This is a genomic window from Streptomyces sp. NPDC057474, assembly GCF_042802555.1.
In the GTDB taxonomy this organism is placed as follows: Bacteria; Actinomycetota; Actinomycetes; order Streptomycetales; family Streptomycetaceae; genus Streptomyces.
Map to the genome: position 1 here is coordinate 1 of NZ_JBHVDX010000131.1, position 21529 is coordinate 21529.

Consider the following 21529-nt stretch of genomic DNA (forward strand, 5'->3'; position numbering starts at 1 on the left):
GAAGCGCCGGCGGTTCACATGCCTTCAGCCGCAGGTCCTCAAGTTCCTCCCAGGTAACCGGCATGGAGACGTCGTTCGTCCGCGCTGCGGCCTCCGCCAGGTCGTAGAGCGCGTGGATCACCTCTCGCTTGGGCCTGCGTATGCGTGCGTTGAGCAGATCGGACAGTGCGCTCGCTGATGCGTCGCAGCCACGATTGCGCCCCTCCAGCGCTTCATGCGTCTGCCTGAGCGACAGTCCGACCACCGCCATCAGACCGCGCAAGGCCTTGGCGAGCACCTTTCTCTCAGCCGGAATTTCGGCATCCAGTTCTCTGAAGTGACCCGGTCGCGGCACGCCAGCTCCTTCTGTCCTCACCGCACGGAAAAACAACAGGATTTGACAGTAGTGTGCCGCTGCCCATCCCCAACGGGCGCCTCAGCTATGTCCGGATACTCATCTGGACACTCCATCACTTCCGTTTCAGCCAGCCTTGGAGTTCCGTTGTGTCCAGCGGGCCACCGTCAGGCATCAACCGTCCTGACATGCAGTCGGGCTGGCCCACTCAGGCTTTGCGAGGTGGCAGATGAGCACGGCCTTGCCTTCATGGCAGGACAGCGAACTGGGCACGATGAAGCGCGCCGCACTCTGGCTCGTCCAGGTGGTCGGTGAAGGAGAAATCTTCACCAAGTCGGAGCTGCGCGAGGCCTTTCCGGATGTGGCACAGATCGACCGTCGCATGCGGGATCTCCGCGATTTCGGGTGGAAGATCGACACCAAGCGCGAGGACATCGACCTCGACGCCAACGAACAGCGCTATGTACAGCGCGGCGAGCCCGTCTGGGAGCCGGGCCGTGGCACTCGGCCCAGGAGCGCGATCACGGTGAACCAGCGCCGGGAGCTGCTGGCCACCTACAACCACAAGTGCAGTTCGTGCGGTGCCACCCCGGGAGACGCGTACGCCGACTCAGAGGTCACAGCTCAGCTCGATGTGGCCAAGCGTGAAGTCCTGTTGCCGGACGGCACGAAGGCTCTCCAGTACGTCGTCGAGTGCAACCGCTGCCGAGTCGGCGGCATCGGTACCACGTACGACATGCCGGCGTTGCTCTCCGAGGCCGCGTCGCTGCCTTCGTTTGAACTCGACATCCTGAAGACCTGGATCAAGCAGGACGTCCGGACGTTCAGCTCCGTCGAAGACGTCTGGGCGAAGTACCGCGCACTGCCGACTGAGGCACGCGAAGCCTTCCGTGACGGTCTGAACTAAACGCCTGCGGGGCCCTTACCGACTTTCGCCACCACCAGACCCCACAGCTCACTCCAGCTACGAGAGGTACCAATGCCGACGGACTTCGGCGTCCCCCCGATCGCGCATGAGAACCGCACCCTGGTCGAGCAGCGGCTCCAGGACGCGCGCGCCGGTGACGCAGTGCCCGAAACACTCCGCGTGGAGTTCCGGGGCCGCCCTATCCACGTCGAAGTCATCGACATGCCGGTGGACAGGCTCTACTACAACCCCGCAACGCACAGAGTCAGTGCTCAACGCGCCCACGACCCGGTACAAGAAGAGGAACTGACGAAAGATCACTGGTCGGACGCCGGTCAGAGCTATCTGCATCATCTGCTGACAGCAACGCCGTCTGACCCGCACCAGCGTGACCCGGACTTCGACAAGCTGAAGGAGAGCCTTCGCGAACACCGCCAGAACGAGCCGGGACTCATCTCCCGTGAAGGTGTTCTCGTCAACGGCAACACCCGCCGGGCTGCTCTCAAGGAACTGGGTGTCCAGTCCATCCGCGTGGGTGTGCTGCCGGCCAGCTGCACCTGGGACGATATCCGCTCAGTCGAACTGTCGTTGCAGCTCAGGCCGGACCGACGGCGCGAGTACTCCTACATCAACCAGCTAATGGCTATTGAGGAGCAGATCCGCCTCGGACTGCCCCTCGCCGCCATCGCCAAGCTGTTTCACACTTCAACGCCGGCACTGGACCGGGACACATGGGTTCTCGGGCAGTTGCGCGATCTGGTCAAGCGCAGCGAGCACGGCCGGATCAAACTGCGCCTCATGGACTTCGAGGACGCTAAGGAAAGCTTCGCCGAGCTGTACCGGACCTATATAAAGGAGAAGGCCAAGAACAAGGAGAAGGCCGACACGCTTCTCGAATACCGGCTGGCGGCCATTGTCCTCGATTTCGCCAAGACCGACATTCGCAATATCCGCACTGACTTCCGGGAGAAACACCTGGAACGTCGCTTGCCCGATGCGCCCCGCACCGTGGCCCCGGAGCCGCCGAAGGCCGTTTCCATCCCTGGTCTCAATCGTTCCGTACCGGCACCGAGTTCCGATACAGCTGTGGCCCGCGCCCTCACTGACATGCTCCTCAGGGCAAAGGCCACACAGAAGTCCGCGACTACAGCGACCGTCGAAGAGCTCACTGAAGCCAACAGCTCCGTGTCCGTGCTGAGAGAAGCCTTCGAGGAGTCGATCCACGCCGCTCACAAGGCGATTCGCGAACGGAAAAAGCGGCTTGCGGCCCCCGACCGTGTCAACGCAGCAGTTGAGGAACTGCAGCAGTGCGCCACAGACCTGGCGCTCGCGCGGGGCAACAACAGCCTGGACGAGGGCACATTCGATGACACCCTGGTCGCGCTCAGGCAAGCACTGACCAAGGTGTCAGCCGAGGCCTCAAAGAGTATCCAGCTCCCGGGCGAGGGCCTGTCATGGCTGCGTGAAGCCGTGGGAGGCCAGCGATGACCCGCTCTGACCTTCCCTCTCTCCGCATCACCTTCGACGTCACGAGGACGCGGGCGGTGCTCCGTGCCCGGCCAGGCCTGGAAGGAGACTTCGGAATGCTGGCCACGCGGGTGACTCCGGGTGGCCAACGGGGTCCACTGACGTCGGACGCTGATCTGGATAGTTTTCTGTCCTCCATTGGCGAGCTGGCGGACTGGCCTCACGCGGATGTCGAGTGGGAACCTGAGCTGGCCAGCCTGGTCACCGGTGTTCTTGACGACTCCGAGACCGTACAAGCCCGGCTCAGCTCACCGCCTGCCGGCGCCCGGCAGGCGCCGCTCGCGCCAGAGGACGTCCATGCCCTGCGAGGCACAGGGTGGCAGGCAGACCTCACTTCATTCCAACTCCGGGATATCGGGGAGCTGTTGTCCCTGGGCCACGGTGCGAACTTCAGCGTTCCAGGAGCCGGAAAGACCCGCACGGCACTGGCGGTGTTCAGCGCCCTCCGTGAGCGGGGCGAAGTCCGCCGCCTTCTCGTCGTCTGTCCCAAATCAGCATACGAAGCCTGGCAATTCGAGGGGGACGCCTGCTTCAAGGAACCCCTGCTGACTTCCGTTATGGACAACGGATCCCTCGACCCCGAAGCTGATGTCGTCCTGGTCAACTACGAGCGGCTGTCCGGCTCCGTCAGCCGTCTTGCAGAGTGGCTGCGCACGGCACCGGCGATGTTTGTGCTCGACGAAGCACACCGTATGAAACTCGGAGCCCGCGGCACCTACGGCTCTGCCTGCCTATCGCTTGGGCCGCTGGCCCGACGGCGCCTCATTCTCACTGGGACGCCGGCCCCCAACGGTGCCCGGGATCTGGAAAGCCTGCTCTCCTTCGTCTGGCCTGGACGCGGCAAGCAACTCGTCGTCGAAGCTGTCAGCGGTGGCGATCTCGCTTACGCGAGCCAGGCTCTGCGTCCGCTGTTCACTAGGACAACGAAGAAGGAACTGGGTCTCCCTCCATTTGAACCCCTAGTCCGCTACGTCGAACTTCCCCCATTGCACCGCGAGTTGTACAACGCGCTCAAGGGGGACCCGTCCGCTCGCCGAGGCGACCTGGCCTCTCTCGGCAAGGCAGCGATGCGCATGCTGATGGCTGCGATCAGCCCGGCTCTGCTGGCCCTGAGCGACGCCCCCTACGACCCGCTCGCCTTTCAGCTGCCGGCGCTTGCCGTCTCCAGTGGCGACTCGCTGCATACGCTGCTCCAGCGGCTTCCTCAGCATGAGCTCTCACCCAAGTACGCGGAAACCATTCGAATCGTCGCAAGAAACGCGCGGGCCGGTCGCAAGACACTGGTCTGGACTGGGTTCATCCGAAGCCAGAAAACCCTAGAGGAGCTACTGGCACCACATGCCCCGGCTTCCATTTACGGCGCCACCCCGACCCAGGACCGGGAGGCTGAGCTCAGTCGCTTCCGTGAGGACCCGTCGTGCATGGTCCTGATCTCCAATCCCGCGACCCTTGGTGAAGGCATCAGCCTTCACCAGGTCTGTCACGACGCCGTGTACGTGGATCGTGACTTCATGGCTGGCCGCTTCCTCCAGAGCCTTGACCGGATTCACCGGCTGGGACTGCCTCCCGGCACCGAGACGCGGGTGACCGTCCTAGCGGCCCGGGGCACGATCGATGAAATCGTCGCCATGCGTCTCGAAAAGAAGCTGCACTTCCTGGGCAGCGTGCTCGACGACCCTGCGGTGCGACAGCTCGGCGATCTCCAAGAGGAGGAGACCACAGGTCTGGGCATGGACGCCGATGACATCCATGCCCTCCTCACGCACTTGGACAGTCGGCTCCCATGACGGGCGGCTGACATGCGGGACCGCTCCGGTGCGCTCTCGCTCCTCAGCCGCCCTCAGTCACCGACTGGTACCACGCTTGCGGTCGGCCTCGAGTACCTCGATGATCGATTCGCCGATGGCCTGCGCGACCGGCGGCGGAAACGCGTTCCCGACCTGCCGGTACTGGGCCGTCTTCCCCCCCGTGAAGTCCCACTCCGTCGGAAACCCCTGAATGATCGCGGCCTGTCGAACCGTGAGCATTGGGCCTCCGGCACGGAACAGATCCCGGTCCTCAGTTCCGGTCGGCTCACCGTTCACTGGAGCGTTGGCCACGCCCATGCCCGAGACCCCTAGCGCTCGCCATGCCTTCTTAGCCCGGCTAGGGCCGAGGTCGGCGCCTCCATGTTTCTTAGAGCCGCCGACAAGCGTCGGAGCCACGTCCTTACCAGCTTCCTTCTTCCAGTCGTCGAACACCTGCTGTGCCTGGGCGGCCAGAGGTCCTCCCTCAAACGGCTTGATGCGCTCCTTCATCGTTTCCTCAAGCGCATCGAAGACGGTGACCCTCTCGGCACTGGGCGCCGGAGCTTCGTACTTCAGATCCTTGAGGACGTCCTTCCGGAAGGCGACGAGGATGGAGCGGGGCCGAAGCTGCGGAACGCCGAACTTCTCAGCCTCGTAAACCTTCCACCCCACAACCTCATAGCCGGGCAGTCCGTCGTCGTCAGGCTCCATCTCCTCAAGGCTGGCCTGGATTCGTGACCTGTAGTCGTCGAACTTGGCGTCCATGAGGCCACGGACGTTCTCAATCATCACGGCCCGGGGGCGGATGAGCTCGGCCAGCTCCAGGATGCGCGGGAAGAGATCACGTTCATCGTCCTCACCGAGCTGCCTGCCAGCATGGGAGAAAGGCGGGCACGGGACGCCACCGGCGAGCAGGTCCACCTCACCCCGCTGATACAGACCAGCGCTCTTCTCGAGGTCACGCTCGGGGTCAAACTCAAGCACGTCTTTGCAGAGAACATCGCAGTTGTCGCGCTCCCAGTCCCACTTCGGGTGCACCTCGATGTTTTCACTCAGAGTCGCCGCCGCGTACTTGTCGATCTCGACGAGAGCAAGGTGTCTGAAACCGGCCAAGTGCAGTCCGATCGCCTGTCCGCCAGCGCCGGCACAGATCTCGATCGACGTGTAGCCCCGGTCAGCCCCGGTCATGACCCCTCCTCTTGCCCGAATTCCAGTGACGCCTCGTACGGCAGCCACCACAGAGGGTGACATGACCCACTGACATTGCGACTCGACCCGGCGGCACACACCAGTGTGCGGCATCCTCTGCCCCATCTTGGTCACCAACAGCAAGGGCAATTTCGAATGCTCGTACGATACAGCTGTGGTGAAAATCAACTGGACGCGTGACGAGCTGCTGCTGGCCTGCGCACTCGTTGTCGAGAACGGCTGGCGTGAGCTGCGGCCAGCCGACAAGCGGGTGCAGAACCTGTCCCAGGTCCTCAGGAAGCTTCCGTTGCACGATGGCGCGGCGGCAGATCCGAAGTTCCGCTCTCCCGGCAGCGTCAGCCGCAAGACGGGCGACATCGTGACAGTCCGTGCCGGGTATCACGGGGTCACCACGAAGGGCGGCCAGCTGACTCGCGAGGTGGTGGCCGACTTCACAGAGCGCACCGACGAGATGCTCTCCGCCGCTAAGGCTCTGCTCGCGGGCGTGACATCCGCCGAGACCGTCCGCATACCCGCCCAGGAAGGCGAGGCAACCTCGGCACGCGAGGGGCAGCTCCTCAGACGCTGGGCCCTCTACCGTGAGCGGAACAAGCCCCTGCGCGACCGGAAGATCCAGGCGGTCCTGGAAGAGGGCATCCCTCTGCAGTGCGAGGTGTGCTCGTTCGACTTCACCGCTGCCTACGGCGAATTGGGAGACGGCTACATCGAGGTCCACCACAGGCTGCCTCTCCACATATCGGGGGTGACGGAGACCCGGATCGCGGATCTCGCCCTCCTGTGCGCGAACTGCCACCGCATGTGCCACAGGAGTTTCCGCGGAGAATCCTGGCGCACCCCGGCCGCCCTCCGGGGGCAGATACGGAAGTCCGTTTAAGCGCTGCCCCACTAGGCCGCGTCCGCTTCAGCTTCGTAATGCATCTGAGCACGGTCGAGGATGTCGTCTGGGTCGAGTCCACGAGCGGCAGTCCAGTGGAGCAGATCCGCGATCAGCTCGACCGCTGACTCCTCGAGACCAATGTCTCGCCCACTCCCCCGAAGCGGAGCACCACGGCTGGGCCCCGGATAGCCCTCAAGCACCTCGACGGCACGCTCGATACGTCGGCACGCCTGGCCTGAGCTGATCGAGATCTCGCACCAGACCGCCTTACCCACCGCAGTCAGCACCGTGCCCCAGTCCACTGCCAGCGCCGCGAGCAGATGCAGGCCACGACCACACTCCGCGTCACTGTCCCCGGTGCTCGGTGACGGCATCGCCCGGCTCTTGTCGTGCACTTCGAGACGCAGCCGCTCCCCGCGCCGCTCAAGGATCAGAGTCGCTGATGCGCCTTCGCCGACGTGCTTGACGACGTTCGTTGCCAGCTCGGTAACGAGCAGTTCTGCTTCGTCGGCAGCCGCGGGCATGCCCCACCGACTCAGCTGTGTTACCGCGGCTCTCCGAAGCAGGCGCACTTCTGCCGGCGCCGCCTCAAAGGGCAGGACACAACGGAGTTGGGGTTCGGCGACTTCGTAGCCAGACATGTGACCACTCCTCCCTCCCGAGCCACGCACATGCTGCGCCGGCCGTGTCCGTACGGCTGCGCTGCGTAGCGATCTAAGAGGAGCATGGCATGGAGAAGTCTCGCTGTGTAACTTCTCACGAGAATCCATCGAGTGAATCTGATGGTGGGGCCACCTCCCGGCTGCCTAGCCTGTTGAGGGTCTCCGGGCCTGGTGCCCGGCCAATGGCGAAGGAGCCGCATGTCCGAACGGACCACAACCCGTCGCCGCCAACTAGGCGCAATGATGCGCAAGTTGCGTGCACGGAAAGGGCTGACTCTTGAAGAGGCCGGGCGGCTCGTCGGCGTATCGAAGGCGACGGTCAGCCGGTATGAGACCCAAGCCGGGCCGGTCAAGTGGCTCGTCATCGATGCGTTGTGCCGCGAGTACGGGGCGACTGATGCCGAACGCAAGGCCGTTGTCGTCATCGCTAAGAACGCCAAACAGCAAGGTTGGTGGAGTTCCTTCGCGGACTCCATCCCGGAGAGCATGAACCTGCTGCTCACGCTTGAGGACGAAGCGGTGCGCGAGAGTCACTTCGCGTGTGTCTATGTCCCTGGCCTCTTGCAGACACGTGCGTACAGCACAGAGCTGCAGAAGGCCAACGAAGTGCCCTTGGAGCACGCGGAGATCGAGCGCCTGGTCGACATCCGCATGAAGCGGCAGGCGATTCTCGCTCGCCCGAAGCCGCTGCGTCTGTGGGCGATCCTCGACGAGTCCGTAATCCGGCGGGTCGTCGGGTCACCTCAAATCATGCGGGAGCAGCTCGACCGGCTGCTCGAAGCGAACGAGTCTCCTCACATCACGCTGCAGGTGCTGCCCTTCGCCAAGGGAGCCCACGCCGCGGCGCTGGGAAGCTTCGTCATCATCGGCGGCTCCGAACCGACCCTTGACGTTGTGTACGTCGACTTTCACACCGGCTCCCTCTTCCTGGAGAAGGATGAGGAACTGGAGCGTTACAGACTTGCGTTCGAGTACCTCCAAGCGCAAGCGTTGGACATGGAGGCCTCCTCCGCCGTGATCCACCGCGCCCGCAAGGAGTTGTGAATGTCCGCCGGTCCGCAGCCTGTCTCCGAGCCCCTCTGGTTCAAGTCGTCGTACAGCGGCGGTAATACAACCGAGTGCGTGGAGGCCGCCTTCGTGCCCGCCGGTGTGCTGGTACGGGATTCCAAAGTGCCGGATGGCCCTCATGTCCCGGTGTCGGCCGCGGCCTGGTGCAGGTTCGTGGGTATCACGGTGCAGTGATCTTCCCTCCGTGCACCAGGGCTCGCGACGGTCAGCACGGACAGCGGTACGGCAAGCCCCTGCGCGCCCAGCCGAGGTCCTCGACGGCTTGGACGAGCTGCGTGCTGCGGCTGGCCTGTGGGGGTGGCGACCCACGGTGCGACAGACATCCAGCGCGCCAGGATTCGGGCCACAGATATTCCAGAGGGCGCACACTCCAATACGTTCCTGTGACTGGTTTTCAAGGCCATGTTGAGATCGTCCCCCACAGCGCAGATGATGTTTACGTGCGTCGGTGACCCGATGCCCGGTGATCGGTAGCGGCAGAGCGGGGGCATCCAGTGCTGCGGCAGTGCGAGGGTGGCGTACAGGCGACTGATGCGTCATGAGGAGCCGCTTACAGCTGTTGCTCCAGGTCATGCTGGTGCTCATCGCAAGTCTGCTGGGGATCGTCACCAACTACGCCACCAGCGAGAACGACGCTCCGTGGCTTCTGCATCTGCTTCAGCAGGTGGCGATCCCGGCCATCGGCTTGCTGATCGTCACGATGGTGGTGATGCAGATCGTCGTCCACCGGCTGGAGAATCCGTCGCCTCCGCCGACTGGCTGGCCCCGCGACCGGGTTCCGTACCCGGGGCTCGATGCCTTCGTGGAGGACGAGGCTGCGGTCTTCTTCGGCAGGGAGACGCAGAGCGACGATCTGACGCACCGGCTGCATGTACCGCAGGACCGGCCGACCGACAGGTTTCTCGTCCTCGTCGGGGCCTCGGGAAGTGGTAAGTCGTCGCTGGTCAGGGCAGGGGTGATCCCGCGGCTGCACAGTCGGCGATGGTTGGTCATCCCCGCGTTCTCACCAGGCCCCAACCCCCTCGCGGCCTTGGCCTCCGTCATTTCCGCTGCCGGCGGGGAGCAGGAACCAACCAGCGCTGTGCTGCGGCGGCTTCGGCAGGAGCCTGCCTCCCTGCTCTCGGAGTTGTCACGACTGAGGGGAAGCAGGTTCCGCCACACGCTCATCATGGTCGACCAGTTCGAAGAAGCCCTCACCCTCGCCGGTGAGAGGGAACGGGCCCAGTTTCTTGATGCCCTACATGCCTGTGTGACACAGGACGCGAGGATCCGGGTGCTGGCCACGTTGCGTGTGGAGTTCCTGGGTCAGTTCCTCGGCACAAGGCACGCCGAGCTTTTTCAGCATCCGGTCGCCATCGGTGCGCTGGGCAGGAACCAACTCGCTCAGGTTGTGGAGCGGCCGGGCGGGCTCGTCGGTCTGGCCTTCGCGCCCGGTGTCGTGGAGGCCATCGTCAACGACGTGGGCGCGGACGACGCGCTGCCGTTGCTCGCTTATCTCCTGCAGGAGCTGTACTTCGCCTCGGGCCCCGGTGAAACGGTGTCGGAGCAGCTCTACCGCAGTCTCGGCGGAGTCGCCGGCGCCCTCGCTCGACAGGCCGACCACACCGTGGCGGAGCTTGGTGGCGGAGAGGGCGGCATCGACTCCGTCCTGAAGGTGCTGCTCAGATTCGTCACTGTCCAGGGGCAGGAAGTGGCCCGGCGCCGCGTACCGCTCGCCGAGCTGACCGCACAGGAACGACGTGTCGTGGACGCGTTCGTCGACGCTCGCCTGTTGTTGTCCGACGTCGGCGTGGGTCAGGAACCGTACGCCCAGGTGACACACGAGGCCCTGTTCCGCCAGTGGGCCCCCTTGCGACAAGAGGTCGAGGCCCACGCCGAGCAGCTGCGTCAACGTGCGGAACTCGAACGATGGGCCGAGGACTGGGATCGCTCCGGACGCAGTCCCGACTACCTGCTCACCGGCGAGCGGCTCACCCTGGCACGACAATGGCTGCACGCGCTGCAAGAGACCGGCCAGGCATCGCAGGCCGCGCAATCGCTTGTCGAGTCCTCACAGCGGCGGGATCTCGCCTTCCTGCGCCAGGTCTCCGACAGCATCGGCCAGTACGCGCTGGGCGCCGCGGAACAGCAACCGGAGCACTGCCTCCTGCTGGCATTGGCCGCACTGGGCGAATGCACCCCAACCCCGGCTGCCCAACGCGGCCTGATGACAGCTCTGGCATCCAGTCACCTGCGCAACCAACTCGACGGACACACCGACACCGTTCGGCACATCGCCTGGTCGCCGGACGGTCTCCTCCTGGCCACCGCGTCGAGGGACGGCACAGCTCGCGTCTTCGACGCACGGTCGGGTCGCCCGCTGCGCGTCCTCCCGTCCGGAGGAACCATGGTCGAGGGCGTGGCCTGGTCGCCGGACTCGACCCGCATCGCCACCGCGAGCCGCGATCATGTCGTGCGGATCTGGGATGCCGTGTCCGGAGAGCCTCTGCGGTTGCTCACCGGCGCGACCGGCATCGGGCGACAGACGGCCTGGTCCCCCGACGGACGCTGGGTCGCAGCCACGTCGCGGGACCGGACGGTGCGCGTGTGGGACGCCGAGACTGGGGACCTTGCCCACGAGCTGCGCGGACACCGCGACGATGTGTGGGGCCTGGCCTGGGCCCCGGACAGCGCTCGCCTGGTCTCCGCCTCACACGACCAGACCGCCCTCGTCTGGGACCTGGCCACCGGCACATCGGTGACAACACTGAGCGGCCACTCCGACTTCGTGGAGGGCATCAACTGGTCCCCGGACGGACGCCTCATCGCCACCGGCTCCGGTGACCACACGGTGCGGATCTCCGACGCCGAGAGTGGCGAGCTGCGGCTCCTGGTACGAGGCCACGCCGACTACGTCTGGAACGTCGCCTGGTCGCCCGACGGGCGGCTGCTCGCCTCGGCCTCCTCCGACCGGACCGTACGGATCGTCGACGCATACGACGCCAAGGTCGTCGCTGTCCTGCGAGGACACACCGACACGGTCTGGGGCGTGGTGTGGTCCCCGTCGGGCGATCAACTCGCCACCAGCTCCACCGACGGCACCGGACGCGTATGGGACCTGCGGCCGCGAGGTGCCGAAAGCCTGCTACTCGACGGGCACCGCAAACCCGTGAACCAGGCGGCGTGGTCGCACGACGACACGCGTATCGCCACCGCTTCGGACGATGGAACGGTTCGGGTATGGGACGCCGCCACCGGTGCCTCCGGCGACGTGATCGAGCAGGCGGCCCGCGTATGGAGCACCGCCTGGTCGCCGCTGGACGACCGCCTGGCCATCAGCGCCAACGACGGTCTCTTCCGCATTCTCCGCCCGGGCCAGGACAGTACGTCCGACCATCGGGGCGCAGTGGTCGAGTGCGTCGCCTGGTGCCCTGATGGCAGCCGCATCGCGACCGGGGACCACGACGGCACGGTAAGGGTGTGGTCGGCCCAAGAGCACGTGCTACTCAGTTCCCTGACCGGCCATCAGGACTGGATCAGCCGTATCGCCTGGTCCTCCAGCGGCCGTTTCCTGGCCAGCGCCTCGGACGACCGTACGTGTCGGCTCTGGGACGTCGCCGAATGCCGACAGCTCACTGTGCTGCGCGGCCACGACAACTACGTCGACGACGTCACCTGGTCCCCGGACGAAGAGCGCGTCGCCACCGCCTCCGGCGACTGGACCGTGGCCGTCTGGGACGCCGCGACGGGCCGCCGCATAGAGGTACTCAAGGGCCACGAAGGCCGTGTTCGCGCCGTCGCGTGGTCACCGGACGGCCGACTCATCGCCACCGGGTCCGACGACCGGACCGTACGCATCTGGACGTCCGACACTCTTGAGGAGGTCGCCATCATCGGGGTGCACCAGGACAAGGTGACGTCCGTTGTCTGGTCCGGGGACGGGACACGCCTGCTGACCGCGTCCTCGGACGGCACCGCTCGCGTATGGCCGGCCGAACCCGATTTCGTCCGCCTGGAAGCGGAAGCCCGTAGCCGGGTCTTCCGCTTCCTCAGCGACGACGAACGGCGCCACCACATGTTGCAGCCGGACGCCTGATCACAGCTGCGGCTCCACCGTCCTGTCGTCGGTATGCAACAAGTAGTCGTCCGGCTCCAGGTTCATCGCCTTCCGTTCCGGCGAAGCCCAGTACAAAGCGTTGCGTTCGGCGAACGTCTCCGGACCGTCGTAAGAGATGAGCCACACGAACTGGTTGCGCTCGCGATCGACCCATGCGCCGTCAACAGTGAAGCCCAATTCCAGTCGCAGCGGCACGATTTCCTCACGCCAGCGCTCCACCCACTCATCGACCATGCCCTCCCGGACGGTGTAGGTGCGCAGCTGAGTGGTCTTTGGCATGCGGGGCCTCCTGTGGGGTAGCTCCAGCACTGCAGAATATGCGTCGGTAGCCACGGGGGGAGCCCAGGTCTCGAAAGAGCCGGGCCCTGCCATGTTGCATGGCCTGGGGCGGAACGCGGCCGTCGATCCGTACGGTGCCGCATCTCGACCGCTGTGCGGGATCAGCTCTTGGCCGTGGCTCTCGGATGCCCGGTGCCCGCGAAGGTGATCCAACGGGTGTCGCGGGCAGTGTCCAGGAGGTACCAGACACGGCCGCCCCCGGTGACCTCGATCTGCCACTGCTCGCAGGTCTGGCCCCGGTGAGTGCCGTGGGCCAGGCTTCCCTTGAGCCAGTGGTGGCGGGGTGTCTCGATGGTCGGCTTGGGGTGGGTGCGCATGGTGACCCAGGCCCGGTAGGTGTTCTCCCGGGCCTGTTGGGCGAGGTTCTCCCAGGCTTTGGCCGAGGCGGCGTCCGCGAAGCGGACTTCCCAGTGGCTGTCCGGTGCCGGTGGTGCGGCGCGATCTCCGCGGCCGGCGCTCATGCGACGTCCCGGGGGTCGGGTACCGGGCCGTAGTCCTCGGAGTGGTCTCGGGTCAGCGCGGCCAGCAGGTCGGGGTCGGAGTAGACCTCTGCGGTGTGCTGCCAGGCGATGAGCAACTGGGCGACGGACGCGCTGTTGCCGACGGAGTCGGCGGCCCGCATGGTGTCGACCAGTTCGACGGCGAAGGCGTGGACATCGGGCTCGGGGAGGAAACGCACCCAGGGGAACGCGTCCGGCAGTATGTCGAGGAGCAGTTCCATGCTGCCGGGCTCGCGGCGGGCCATCGCGACCAGCATCCGCGTGGCCGCCGACACCACGGTCTGGTCCTGCTCGGCCCGCGCCGCGGTGGTGAGCACCAGATCCTCGCCGTCTCTGCGGTGCAGGAGCAGTCTCGGCGAGTCCTGGAGCCGGGCCAGCGTCTGCTTGTTCTTGTTCACCAGCTCGGAGAAGTTCACGGCGGCGCTCTCGGTACCCATGACTTTGAAAGTAATTCGAAATTCGCATGGACACCATCGCTCACGAGCGCCCTCACTCAAGAGAGAGCAGGCGGGTCTCCGCCGTGTCGGGGAAGGGTTTGGTCCACCAGTGGTCGTAGCGGCGGTAGGGGGTGAGGGCGCCGCGGGCGGTGAGGAACGTGGTCAGGGTGGCGGCCTCCGCGGTCAGGGCTTTCCAGGTGGAGTCGGGGAGGGGGTGGAAGGCCGTGGCCTCGATGCCTGTGGCGAGCAGGCGCCACACTCCCGCCACGTAGCCGTCCACCTCGCTTGCTGGGCAGGGTGCCCGGTCCTTCAGGTCCGGGGTGAATGCCCGTTCCCGCGTAGCGGGGGCAGGGGAAGCCGAATCGCCGTCAGGGCGATTCGGCGTCTCGGGAGGGGGACGGTGGTGAGGCCGGCGTGGAGCCGTTGGTGGTGGCGGGTTGAGGGCCCGGTGGTCGGGGGTTGCTCTGGAAGGCGAAGGCGTGCTGGTCACTCTCAGGGGTGATGTCGGTCGAAGGCATGGGCGGGAGGGGAACGGGGTGTCTAGGTTCGTGGCATGTCACGTTTCCGGATGTATCCGTCGCGCGCGCAGGCCGAGCAGATGCTCACGCACTGCGCGCACGCGAGATACGTGTGGAATCTCGCGGTCGAGCAGCATGCGCACTGGCGCCGGTGGCGCAAGGCCGCGCCGGGTTTCGCGGAGCAGTGCCGTCAGCTCACCGAGGCCCGGCGGGACAACGCGTGGCTGGGTGCGGGGAACGCGGATGTGCAGCAGCAGGCGTTGAAGGACTTCGCCCGGGCCAAGAACGCCCGCTTCACGGCGGGGTTCGGTGAGCCGACGTGGCGCAGGAAGCACGTGCACGAGGGCTTTAGGGTCATCGGCACCGACCGCGTACCGGAATACCGTGCGGACGGGTCGCCGAAGCTGAACGCGAAGACCGGCAGGCAGGTCATGGGCCGCTCGGTGGTCGTGCAGAAGCTGAACCGGCGGTGGGCGCAGGTGAAGGTGCCCGGCTGCGGCTGGGTCCGCTTCCGCCTCAGCGCCAACGGCAAGGGTGCGAAGCTGCCCGAGGCCAAGACGTTCCGGGTCACCTTCCGCAACGGGCAGTGGCATGTGGCGTTCGCCGTGATCCCCGGCCCGGTCGAGGGGCCGGGCACGGGCGAGGTGATCGGCATCGACCGGGGCGTCACCGTCACCGCTGCCCTCTCCGACGGACGGAAGCTGAACTGCCCCCGGCTCACCACCCGCGAGCGGGCGCAGATCCGCAAACACCAACGGCGGGCCGCTCGCGCCCCCAAGGACAGCAAGGCCAAGACCGCCGAGCACGCCAAGGCCGCCAGACTCAAGGCGCGCGAAGCCGACCGGCGCAAGGACTGGTGCGAGAAGACCAGCACCATGCTCGCCCGCTGTTATGACGTTGTCCGGTTCGAGAAGCTGAACATCAAGACAATGACCGCGAAGGCCAAGGCGAAGCCCGACCCTGACCAGCCCGGCCAGTACCTCAAGAACGGCCGGGCCGCGAAAGCCGGACTCAACCGGGGCATCCTCGCCCAGGGGTGGGGCCTGCTGCGGCAGCGCACCGGACACAAGGCCCCCGGCCGGGTCGAGGACGTTCCCGCCCCCTACACCAGCCTGCGGTGCAGTGCCTGCGGATGGATCGACAAGAACTCGCGCAAGAACCAAGCCGAGTTCGAGTGTTCCTCCTGCGGCTTCACCTGCAACGCCGACACCAACGCCAGTATCAACATCGCGGCAGGACAGGGCGGGATCCCCCGCCCCCGGCGCACAGCCGGTGCCGGAGGGACGACACCCCGCAAGGGGCCGAGCGTCCGTGAACCTCAGCCCGAATGGGTTGGAATCCCCCTCTTCTGAAGAGGGGGAGGATGTCAAAGGGCGATGTACGGGGAGGCCGGCTGCTGGGCCTGGAGGGCCACGATGCGGCGTACCGCCTCGGTCACGTCCAACGGCTCGCGGGCGAGGAGGAGTTGGCGGGCGAGGGTCGCGCGGTTGAGGGCGCGGGCGGTGAGTTTCTTGGTCCCCATGGCGTGATTCTGCCGTAGCGGGGTCCGACGCCGGTCCGGTGCGGTCCGGTGCAGTCGGATGGGGTCCTACGCGGTCCGGCGTGATCCGGTGCGATCCGGTGCGATCCGGTGCGATCCGCACGCAACGGGCCCTGCCCCACGCGGAGGTGAGGCAGGGCCTGAAGGGAACAGGGGAACTGCGGTGAACGAGGCTCGGCGCGCTACGGCGTCGAAGTGCTCGCCTCGCCCTTCGTCAGCAGCCACTCCTCGTGCAGTGCGCCGAGGGGGATCTTCGTCTGGAAGATCGGGGTGCCGAAGATGGAGAGTTGGAGATTGAGCGTTCCGGTGAGATCGATGCCGCCGTAGAGGGCCCAGGAGCCGGACGCCGAGCCGGTGCCGTCCGCCGAGCCCTCGGCTGTCGCGTCGGCCTCGGCGCGGAGGTACGGGGCGACGTCGGCGGTGACGCCCACCGTGCCGTAGAGACCGACCGTCGCCTCGGCGCCCATCGCGGCCTTGACTTCGCCGGCGGCGGTGACCGTCGTCTTCAGGGGCTCACCGGTCATGTGGGACTCGCTGACGCCGGTCCAGCCCTTGGCCCAGGTGAAGTTGCCGCCGACGCGGAAGTCGCCCTTGAGGTCCTGCTCGACGTCGACCGTCACGCGGCCGTCGGCGTCCACCTGGAAGTAGCAGACGAGGTCCAGGTTGACGACGATCGGGACCGGGCCGACCTGGATCACGGGGTCGGCGTGCAGTTCGGCGAAGGGGATACGGATCGGCTTGCCGTCGGTCGAGCCGGCCGCGCGGCCCTTCAACGACCACTGGGAGGCCCAGTCGCCGGTCAGGCCCAGGAACGCGCCGCCGGGCGAGGAGCCCGTGCCGGACCCGGAACCGTCGTACGAGAAGGCGACCTCGGGGGCGAGCTGGACGAAGCCCTCGACCGACGCGGCTGCCGAGGCGGGGGCGCCCGGGGCGGTCTCCACGGCGGCTCCCACGTCGATGCGCAGGCTGCCCAGCGGGAGCTTCGCGCCCTCGGGGCCGAAGGTGAGGTCGCCGGTCTTCGCCCAGGAGACCTTCACGCCCTGGACGAGCGGGTCGACCTCCAGGGTGGACGGGTCGACGGGGACCGTGCCGTCTGCCTCGCTCTCGCCCAGGACCGAGTTGAGCTTGGCCGGCTCCGTCTCGACCGTCGTACCGCCGTCCGCCGCGGTCTCGACGATCTCCGTCACCTTGGCCAGTACGCCGTCGGGGGCGCCGGGGGCGGGGGCGCTGGCTATGACGTCGCCGACGGCCACGGCGGCGTTCGGCTTCGCGTCGCCCTCGGTGCCGGTGCCGGTGCCGGTGTCGCTGTCGGCGCCCTGGGACGTGTCCGAGTCCGCGCCGGAGCCCGCGTTCCCGTCCGGGTCCGGGGCGGTGGTGGCCGTCTTCGACGGGGTCGCCGACGGCTCGGCGTCCGAAGCGGACGACGGCGCCGAGATGACCGCCCGGCCGCTCTTCCTGTCGTACGACGCGACCTTGAGCGCGGACTTCTTGGCCTTGCCCTGGTCGGCCGCGTTCGCGTCGGCCACAGCGGTGGGGGTGGCGTCGCCGGTCGGGGCGGACACGACGGCGAGTTGCTCCTCGACCGCCCCGGGCTCGGCGGTCTCGGCCGTCGTGGCGGCCGCCTTGTCGACGGTGGAGGGGGTGTTGGTGGAACAGCCGGTGGTCAGCAGGGTCGCGACGGTGATCGCCGACAGTGCCGAAACCAGGGCATGTCTTCTGAGCTTGTACACGCGTGAGTCCTCGGGAGCGGTGACAGGGGGGTGCGCTTCAGGAGGGATGACAAAGCGAAATGGCGAAGGCGGAATAACGAAGGCGGAATGACGAAATGACAGAGAACAGGTGCGAGTTGAGAGATGACACCTGGCGGTGGAGGGCGGGGCCGCGGCGACACAGCTGCCCTCATGACAGTGCGCACGCGGCAGTTACCCCCCAGTAGCCACGCATGAGCATGCCAGGCTTACGGGGGCCTCGCGGACCACTTCCCCCACGTCCCAGCGGTGACGTGGGTCACATCGCTGTACGGCTCAACTATCGCTTAGTGCAAGGGAGTTGAGGAATCCGGCCATCGCCGCGTGCAGACGGTGGGGCTGGTCCAGGTGTACGTCGTGGCCCGCGTCCTCGATGACGGCGAGGTCGGTCCTGGTTCCCGGGGCCCGGCTGGTCGGCATCCTGGCGGCGTCGGCTGCCGGCATGGTGCCCTGCGCTCCGCGTACGACCAGGGTGGGGCACGTGGTCGCGGCCCACTCGGCGTCGTACGACTTTTCGGCCAACTCCTCGATCGCGGCGAGCATCGTGGTGCGGTCGGCTCGGGGGTGCCAGCCGTCGGGGCGGCGTTCGAGGTTGTGGGACCAGCTGGTGTGACCGAAGAAGTCGGCTGTCTGGGCAGGGGAGTTGAAGGGAACGGGCCAACTGTCCATCCAGGCGGCGATGTGGGCGGGGAGGGTGGGGTCGGGGGCTCCCGGGCCCGCCTCGATCAGGATCAGGGAGTGGATGAGTTCCGGGTGGGCGGCCGCGGCGAGGAAGGCCGTGTGGCCGCCGAGGGACTGGCCCACGAGGGTCAGGGGGGCCTGCGCCCGGACAGTCGGGCCGAGGCTCTGGATCACCGTCACCGCGTCCCGTACGCAGGCCGCCCGGCTCATGTCCGCCGGACGGCGGGTGCTCGCGCCGTGGCCCCGGGCGTCGTACGTCACCAGGCGGTGGCCGTCCGCCAGGAGCGGTGGCAGCAGGCCGTCCCACTCCCCCATGTGGCCGGCGAGGCCGTGCAGGAGGAGGAGGGTGCGGGCGGCGGGCTTCTGCCCCGGGGCGTGGTCGCGGTAGGCGAGGCGGACGCCGTCCGGGGTGCTGAGGGAGCCGGTGGTAGCGGGCATCGGCCGATGGTTGCCGCACGACCGGGCAGGATCAACCGGGTTTCCCCCTGTGGGGCCCGGCGGGTGGTGGCGCAGTAGCCTCGGGCACGACGGATCTCGACGTAGGAGGCAGGGTGGCGAAGGTTCCCACGGCGGTGGTGGCCGCGAGCGGGCTCATCGGTGGGTACGGGGTGGCTCGCTGGACGAAGAAGCGGCCGCTCGGTGGGGCGGTGCTCGCGGTGGCCGGGGCCGCGGCGGCTCAGCAGTGGCAGAAGGCGGCCGGGGGGGAAGGCGGCGGGGGCGCTGACCGCGGGGTATGTGGCCGCGTTCGCCGGGTCGCATCCTCTGGCGAAGAAGGTGGGGGCTTGGCCTGCGGTGTTCGGGGTGGCCGGGGTGGTGGCGCTGGCCTCTTGGGTGGTGGCCGACCGGAAGGGGTAGGGGACCTCTGGCCTCTGGGGAGTGCGGGTTGTGTGTGGTTGCTCGCGCCCACGCGGCAGAGCCGCACGATGTCACGGCCCCGCGCCCCTGGCTCAGTTGCAGCTACTCCCCCCTGAAAGCCCGCCGGTACGCATACGGGCTCGTTCCCACCACCCTCTTGAAGCGGTCCCGGAAGGCTGTCGGGGAGCCGAAGCCCGCCTGGGTCGCGATGCGTTCGACCGTGTGGTCGGTGGACTCCAGGAGGTACTGGGCGCGGCGGACCCTCGCCCGGTGCAGCCACTGCAGGGGCGTCGTGCCGGTCTGTTCGCGGAAGCGGCGGTTCAGGGTGCGGGTGCTGGTGCCGGCGTGGAGGGCGATGTCGTCCAGGGTCAGGTCCCTCTCCACGTTCTCCTCCAGCCAGCGCAGGAGGGGTTCCATGGTGGCGCCGGCGGGGGCCGGTGGCTGGTCCTGGACGATGAACTGGGCCTGGCCGCCCTCCCGTTCGAGGGGCATGACGCACATGCGGGCGGTGAACGCGGCGACCGCCGAGCCGTGGTCCTTGCGGATCATGTGCAGGCACATGTCCATGGCCGCGGCGGCACCCGCCGAGGTCAGGAACTGGCCGTTGTCGACGTAGAGGACGTTCGGGTCGACGGTCACCCCAGGGTGCATGGCGGCCAGGTCGGGGGCCGCGATCCAGTGGGTCGTGGCGCGCAGCCCGTCCAGCAGGCCCGTCGCCGCGAAGAGGAACGCGCCGACGCAGATCGAGGCGATCCGCGTCCCGCTCGCCGCCGCCGCGTGCAGCGCCTCCGTCACGCCCGGCGGCAACGGCACGGTCGGGTCGGCCGTCCCCGGCAGGATGATCGTGTCCGCCTCGGCCAGCGCCTCCAGGCCGTACGGCGCCCGCACGCTGAACGGTCCCGCCTTCACCTCCCCGTCCCCTTCCACCGAGCAGACCCGCACCCGGTACGCCTCCCGCCCGTCCGGCAGCCGGGCCCAGCCGAAGGTGTCGATGGGGGCGGAGAGATCGAACGGGATGACCTGGTCCAGCGCCAGTACGGCCACGGTGTGCATGGCGCGAGCGTAGGGTGGCGCCGGGTTTCCGCCAAGCACCCGTATGCCGCTCCGCCACAGGCTCGGCCTCGGCTACGGGCCCGGCAGACGCGCTGGCGAGAATCCGTTGACCTATGGCAATCTCGCCACTACTGCGCGCTCTGCCGACCCCATACCGTCCCACCGTGACCAAGTTCCTGCTCTCCCTCCACGTCCTCGCCGCGATCATCGCCGTCGGGCCCATCACCGTCGCGGCCAGCATGTTCCCGCCGAGCGCGCGCAAGGCCCTGGCCGAACCCGAGAGCGAGCGGGCGGTGTCGGCCGTACGGCTGCTGCACCGGATCTGCCGGGTGTACGGCGGTGTGGGTGTCGCCGTACCCGTGCTCGGGTTCGCCACGGCGATGAGCATGGGGGTGCTGAAGGACGCCTGGCTGATCGTGTCGATGCTGCTGACCGCCCTCGCGGCCATGGTCCTGCTGGCGCTGGTGCTGCCCCGGCAGGAGGAGATCCTGGAGGGGCTCGGCGGAGGCGACGAGGGGAACGGAGGAGGGGACCAGGGGCTCGGCGGAGGCGCCGAGGTCGGGAACGCCGACGGCACCAAGACCACCGTCGGGGCCAAGGCCACCGCCGGGGCTAAGGCCACCGCCGGGGCTAAGGCCACCGCCGGGGCCAAGACCACCGCCCAACTCGCCATGTTCACCGGCGTGTTCAATCTGCTGTGGGCCACGGTCACGATCCTGATGATCGTCCGGCCCGGTTCGACCACGGGAGCCTGACTTCCCAGCGACGCGCGCGGGGGTGCATGATCCGGCCATGTACGCACAGCAGTCGCCCTCCCAGACCTACCTCGCCTCCGTGGCCGCACGTCTCGCCGCCGACGAATGCCGTACCTGGTGGGAGGAGTGGGCCGGGGTGCCCGTGCTCGTCGGGCGCCGGGCCGACTTCAAGTGGCGCTGGATGGGAACGAAGCTGCACCTGTTCACGGTGGCGGCGGCGGTCCAGGAGATAACCATCCCGACCATCGAGACCTTCACCGACCAGGTGCTGACGTACGCGAAGAAGACGAAGGGCGGTCTTCCGGCCGGGATCCAGAACGGCATCGGCGCGTTCCCGGTGCTGGTCAGCGACCGGGTGGACCCGGCGGCCGTACGGTGGGCGGAGGCCCAGCAGCGCAACAAGTGGGCCTGTATGGCCCGGCCGGTCGTCGTCGACAGCACCCAGCAGTACGTCGGCACGTACCGCGGCACCCCGGCCATCGGCCTCGCCTACTCCTCGTACTTCGAGGAGAAGGCCCGGCGGTACTTCTACGGCTGAGTGCCCGGGCACACCGGGCGGGCGGGGCGGGCTACAACGCCGACGGGCTCGCCCTCGGCCGCCAGCCGGTTGTACTCGCGGCGACACCCGCCTCCCGA

At 67.5% G+C, this 21529-nt stretch carries 20 protein-coding genes and 2 pseudogenes; 11 read left to right on the forward strand and 11 right to left on the reverse strand.

Annotation, left to right across the window (positions count from 1 at the left end):
• The coding region (locus ACFU53_RS29860; protein WP_383999025.1) for a hypothetical protein at nt 1–334 on the reverse strand (334 nt) is incomplete at its 3' end.
• A 229-nt stretch (nt 335–563) separates the two neighbouring features.
• Here ACFU53_RS29860 and ACFU53_RS29865 point away from each other — a divergent pair.
• The 3 genes from ACFU53_RS29865 to ACFU53_RS29875 all read left to right on the forward strand — a co-directional run bounded on the left by ACFU53_RS29865 (nt 564) and on the right by ACFU53_RS29875 (nt 4555).
• The gene (locus tag ACFU53_RS29865) at nt 564–1241 is read left to right on the forward strand and encodes a hypothetical protein (protein ID WP_383999028.1); all 678 of its coding nucleotides are present in this window, start codon (nt 564–566) and stop codon (nt 1239–1241) included.
• A 72-nt stretch (nt 1242–1313) separates the two neighbouring features.
• Complete coding sequence (locus ACFU53_RS29870) at nt 1314–2729, forward strand: ParB N-terminal domain-containing protein (RefSeq protein ID WP_383999031.1); 1416 nt, start codon at nt 1314–1316, stop codon at nt 2727–2729.
• Nucleotides 2726–4555 carry a DEAD/DEAH box helicase gene (locus tag ACFU53_RS29875; protein ID WP_383999041.1) on the forward strand — a complete coding sequence of 610 codons (1830 nt, stop codon included), beginning with the start codon at nt 2726–2728 and terminating at the stop codon, nt 4553–4555. The genes ACFU53_RS29870 and ACFU53_RS29875 overlap by 4 nt, the downstream gene beginning before the upstream one ends.
• 57 nt (nt 4556–4612) lie before the next feature.
• On the opposite strand, the gene ACFU53_RS29880 is transcribed toward ACFU53_RS29875, so the two are convergent.
• A complete protein-coding gene (locus tag ACFU53_RS29880) occupies nt 4613–5743 on the reverse strand; it encodes a DNA cytosine methyltransferase (RefSeq protein ID WP_383999044.1) in 1131 nt (376 codons plus the stop codon).
• Between the two features lie 175 nt (nt 5744–5918).
• Here ACFU53_RS29880 and ACFU53_RS29885 point away from each other — a divergent pair, with 175 nt between their 5' ends.
• Nucleotides 5919–6638, forward strand: a complete 720-nt coding sequence (locus ACFU53_RS29885) for an HNH endonuclease (protein WP_383999046.1) — start codon at nt 5919–5921, stop codon at nt 6636–6638.
• 11 nt (nt 6639–6649) lie between these two features.
• On the opposite strand, the gene ACFU53_RS29890 is transcribed toward ACFU53_RS29885, so the two are convergent.
• A complete protein-coding gene (locus ACFU53_RS29890; protein ID WP_383999049.1) occupies nt 6650–7282 on the reverse strand; it encodes an ATP-binding protein in 633 nt (210 codons plus the stop codon).
• Nucleotides 7283–7501: 219 nt separating this feature from the next.
• Between ACFU53_RS29890 and ACFU53_RS29895 the strand changes: the two genes are divergently transcribed.
• The 3 genes from ACFU53_RS29895 (at nt 7502) to ACFU53_RS29905 (ending at nt 12446) form a co-directional block, all read left to right on the forward strand.
• On the forward strand, nt 7502–8347 hold the full coding sequence (locus ACFU53_RS29895) for a helix-turn-helix domain-containing protein (protein WP_383999052.1): 846 nt from the start codon (nt 7502–7504) through the stop codon (nt 8345–8347).
• On the forward strand, nt 8348–8545 hold the full coding sequence (locus ACFU53_RS29900) for a DUF397 domain-containing protein (RefSeq protein ID WP_383999055.1): 198 nt from the start codon (nt 8348–8350) through the stop codon (nt 8543–8545).
• 364 nt (nt 8546–8909) lie between these two features.
• Nucleotides 8910–12446, forward strand: a complete 3537-nt coding sequence (locus ACFU53_RS29905) for an AAA family ATPase (protein WP_383999058.1) — start codon at nt 8910–8912, stop codon at nt 12444–12446.
• On the opposite strand, the gene ACFU53_RS29910 is transcribed toward ACFU53_RS29905, so the two are convergent.
• The 4 genes from ACFU53_RS29910 to ACFU53_RS29925 form a co-directional block, all read right to left on the reverse strand.
• Nucleotides 12447–12746 carry an NIPSNAP family protein gene (locus ACFU53_RS29910; protein ID WP_046705943.1) on the reverse strand — a complete coding sequence of 100 codons (300 nt, stop codon included), beginning with the start codon at nt 12744–12746 and terminating at the stop codon, nt 12447–12449.
• A gap of 161 nt (nt 12747–12907) precedes the next feature.
• Nucleotides 12908–13267: a hypothetical protein gene (locus tag ACFU53_RS29915; RefSeq protein WP_383999061.1), complete on the reverse strand. Its 360-nt coding sequence runs from the start codon at nt 13265–13267 to the stop codon at nt 12908–12910.
• Nucleotides 13264–13743, reverse strand: a complete 480-nt coding sequence (locus tag ACFU53_RS29920; RefSeq protein ID WP_383999064.1) for a hypothetical protein — start codon at nt 13741–13743, stop codon at nt 13264–13266. The genes ACFU53_RS29915 and ACFU53_RS29920 overlap by 4 nt, the downstream gene beginning before the upstream one ends.
• Before the next feature lie 52 nt (nt 13744–13795).
• On the reverse strand, nt 13796–14011 hold the full coding sequence (locus ACFU53_RS29925) for a hypothetical protein (RefSeq protein WP_383999067.1): 216 nt from the start codon (nt 14009–14011) through the stop codon (nt 13796–13798).
• Nucleotides 14012–14296: 285 nt separating this feature from the next.
• On the opposite strand from ACFU53_RS29925, the gene ACFU53_RS29930 reads away from it, so the two are divergent.
• Nucleotides 14297–15613, forward strand: a complete 1317-nt coding sequence (locus tag ACFU53_RS29930) for an RNA-guided endonuclease InsQ/TnpB family protein (RefSeq protein WP_383999070.1) — start codon at nt 14297–14299, stop codon at nt 15611–15613.
• 17 nt (nt 15614–15630) lie between these two features.
• Here the strand turns inward: ACFU53_RS29930 and ACFU53_RS29935 are convergent.
• The 3 genes and pseudogenes from ACFU53_RS29935 to ACFU53_RS29945 form a co-directional block, all read right to left on the reverse strand.
• Nucleotides 15631–15783, reverse strand: a pseudogene (locus tag ACFU53_RS29935) (winged helix DNA-binding domain-containing protein); the annotation flags it as partial.
• Between the two features lie 200 nt (nt 15784–15983).
• Nucleotides 15984–17531 (reverse strand): hypothetical protein, encoded by a 1548-nt coding sequence (locus ACFU53_RS29940; RefSeq protein WP_383999073.1) that lies wholly within the window; start codon nt 17529–17531, stop codon nt 15984–15986.
• Nucleotides 17532–17825: 294 nt separating this feature from the next.
• Nucleotides 17826–18668: an alpha/beta fold hydrolase gene (locus ACFU53_RS29945; protein ID WP_383999076.1), complete on the reverse strand. Its 843-nt coding sequence runs from the start codon at nt 18666–18668 to the stop codon at nt 17826–17828.
• 113 nt (nt 18669–18781) lie between these two features.
• Here ACFU53_RS29945 and ACFU53_RS29950 point away from each other — a divergent pair.
• Nucleotides 18782–19085 (forward strand): annotated as a pseudogene (locus ACFU53_RS29950) (hypothetical protein).
• Nucleotides 19086–19187: 102 nt separating this feature from the next.
• Here ACFU53_RS29950 and ACFU53_RS29955 read toward each other — a convergent pair.
• Nucleotides 19188–20138 (reverse strand): GlxA family transcriptional regulator, encoded by a 951-nt coding sequence (locus ACFU53_RS29955; protein WP_383999079.1) that lies wholly within the window; start codon nt 20136–20138, stop codon nt 19188–19190.
• Between the two features lie 164 nt (nt 20139–20302).
• Here ACFU53_RS29955 and ACFU53_RS29960 point away from each other — a divergent pair, with 164 nt between their 5' ends.
• Nucleotides 20303–20893, forward strand: coding sequence for a protease (locus ACFU53_RS29960; protein WP_383999082.1), 591 nt, complete (start codon nt 20303–20305; stop codon nt 20891–20893).
• A 37-nt stretch (nt 20894–20930) separates the two neighbouring features.
• The gene (locus ACFU53_RS29965; RefSeq protein ID WP_383999085.1) at nt 20931–21431 is read left to right on the forward strand and encodes a levansucrase; all 501 of its coding nucleotides are present in this window, start codon (nt 20931–20933) and stop codon (nt 21429–21431) included.
• Nucleotides 21432–21529: the final 98 nt, after the last annotated feature.

Excerpts from the sequence above, each read along its gene's own strand:
- ACFU53_RS29930 (WP_383999070.1), top strand. The coding sequence starts at position 14,297 with ATGTCACGTTTCCGGATGTATCCGTCGCGCGCGCAGGCCGAGCAGATG.
- ACFU53_RS29955 (WP_383999079.1), bottom strand. The coding sequence starts at position 20,138 with ATGCACACCGTGGCCGTACTGGCGCTGGACCAGGTCATCCCGTTCGAT.
- ACFU53_RS29865 (WP_383999028.1), top strand. The coding sequence starts at position 564 with ATGAGCACGGCCTTGCCTTCATGGCAGGACAGCGAACTGGGCACGATG.
- ACFU53_RS29895 (WP_383999052.1), top strand. The coding sequence starts at position 7,502 with ATGTCCGAACGGACCACAACCCGTCGCCGCCAACTAGGCGCAATGATG.
- ACFU53_RS29910 (WP_046705943.1), bottom strand. The coding sequence starts at position 12,746 with ATGCCAAAGACCACTCAGCTGCGCACCTACACCGTCCGGGAGGGCATG.
- ACFU53_RS29890 (WP_383999049.1), bottom strand. The coding sequence starts at position 7,282 with ATGTCTGGCTACGAAGTCGCCGAACCCCAACTCCGTTGTGTCCTGCCC.
- ACFU53_RS29880 (WP_383999044.1), bottom strand. The coding sequence starts at position 5,743 with ATGACCGGGGCTGACCGGGGCTACACGTCGATCGAGATCTGTGCCGGC.
- ACFU53_RS29870 (WP_383999031.1), top strand. The coding sequence starts at position 1,314 with ATGCCGACGGACTTCGGCGTCCCCCCGATCGCGCATGAGAACCGCACC.
- ACFU53_RS29915 (WP_383999061.1), bottom strand. The coding sequence starts at position 13,267 with ATGAGCGCCGGCCGCGGAGATCGCGCCGCACCACCGGCACCGGACAGC.
- ACFU53_RS29900 (WP_383999055.1), top strand. The coding sequence starts at position 8,348 with ATGTCCGCCGGTCCGCAGCCTGTCTCCGAGCCCCTCTGGTTCAAGTCG.
- ACFU53_RS29920 (WP_383999064.1), bottom strand. The coding sequence starts at position 13,743 with ATGGGTACCGAGAGCGCCGCCGTGAACTTCTCCGAGCTGGTGAACAAG.
- ACFU53_RS29875 (WP_383999041.1), top strand. The coding sequence starts at position 2,726 with ATGACCCGCTCTGACCTTCCCTCTCTCCGCATCACCTTCGACGTCACG.
- ACFU53_RS29945 (WP_383999076.1), bottom strand. The coding sequence starts at position 18,668 with ATGCCCGCTACCACCGGCTCCCTCAGCACCCCGGACGGCGTCCGCCTC.
- ACFU53_RS29905 (WP_383999058.1), top strand. The coding sequence starts at position 8,910 with ATGAGGAGCCGCTTACAGCTGTTGCTCCAGGTCATGCTGGTGCTCATC.
- ACFU53_RS29965 (WP_383999085.1), top strand. The coding sequence starts at position 20,931 with ATGTACGCACAGCAGTCGCCCTCCCAGACCTACCTCGCCTCCGTGGCC.